We start from the raw sequence: 1,625 nt of genomic DNA on the forward strand, positions 1-1,625 counted from the left end.
GGATATTTCCCGGCTGATTTTGTGCAAAATGACAGTACTCATCCAACAGCTTTTCTAGTTCTGCCAGTTGATCATAGGTCCCGGCCTGACTCATGGGCGCCGGCAAATGCCCGATTAAACAAGCAGCGCCGCGCCGCTTGGCTTGAATCCCCTCACCGACAATGGAAATAAGGTAAGGATACACATTCGGCAAATCACCAATGGCTAAGTCCGGATAGCAACTGCCAGATAGCGCGGTCCCTTTGCCTGGCAACCACTCCAGCGTGCCATGGGTACCGACATGAACAACCGCATCAGCCTGCCAAATATCTCGAATCCAGTGATAATAAGCCAGATAATGGTGGGTAGGAGCGCAGTCCGGCGAATGATACAACTTCCCGGGATCCTCACTAAACCCCCGCGGCGGCTGCACGGTAATAAAAATATTACCGTTTAGCATACCAGGCACCAATAATTTTTCTTCATAGTTAAAGACATCACCCGGTGGTTGGCCCCAGTCCTTAATAAGCTGGACCTGCGTCTGGGGTGCGAGTACATTAAACCATTCGCGATATTCGCTAGCCGTCACTTTGCCTGGTGCCTGTTCCACCACAGTATCAGACAAAAACCTGCGGTCATTGGTGGCAGCGGCCAGTAGACTATCCATGAGCGCGCGGCTGTCAGGCGGAATCGTATCGACTTGATATCCCCGCTCAGCCATACGTTCTAAGAGAAGCCTGATGCTGGCCGGTGAATCCATACCCTGGGCACTGCCGATATGCGAATTTGTCGCCGGATAATTATGAAAAATAATAGCAATCTTCTTTTGGTTGTTGGCTTTACGCCGCAGCTTGGCCCATTTGACGGCTTTGGCAGCCACTCGCTCAATTCGCTCTGGCAGTGTCTGGTATTTGGTTGTACCATCAGGCATTTGCTCTTTGCCAGCAATGGGCACAGCGTGAATGACCCCGTCAAACTCGGGCATGGTAATACTGCAGGTAATTTCCATTGGTGTTAGGCCCTCGATACTTTCCTGCCAGGATTCCCGTGACCGAAGTAAAGCATAGGCCTGCAATACCGGCACTCCCAGATTATGCAGAAATTCCTGATCAACAGGCTTTCCTACCGTCAGAGAAAATTTAAAAGTATTAATCAGCACATCAATGCAAGGCCTACCATGATTATAAAAATAAGTAGTTACCGCATCATCGACACCAGGTGCATTAAGCTCGGCAATACGCGCCCAATGACTAAAGACGGCAATGACATTAAATCCCTGAGCTTCGATGGCCTCAATAAGCTCACTCTGATAAGTCAAATCTGACCAAATCCATTCATCCCGGGGAAATATGATGCCAATAGTTGCCTGTTCGGGTTTGCAAAATAGTCGCCGATATTCCTCACTCTCGGTAAAACATTTGTCCGCCCGCGGATGGAAAATACCATTCCACGCCAGTTCACGCGGCGGCTGACATGCATAAGTGTGCTGACAATACTGGTTATTAAGCCATAACCAAAGGTTGCGGTAGTTGTCCAGCCCACTATAGGACAAATACCTGCGTATTGTACTTCGTTCCTCCGGCGTCACCCCGCTAAGCGCATCCTCTGGCTGCACTTCGGTTGCCAGCATGATGTGCCTAATCTTA

At 49.7% G+C, this 1,625-nt stretch carries 1 protein-coding gene; it reads right to left on the bottom strand.

The features are described 5' to 3' along the window. On the bottom strand, nucleotides 1-1,625 hold a 1,625-nt coding region (locus AC29Z1_RS04680; protein WP_488270298.1), incomplete at both ends, for a cobaltochelatase subunit CobN.

Source organism: Sporomusa sp. (assembly GCF_057736855.1).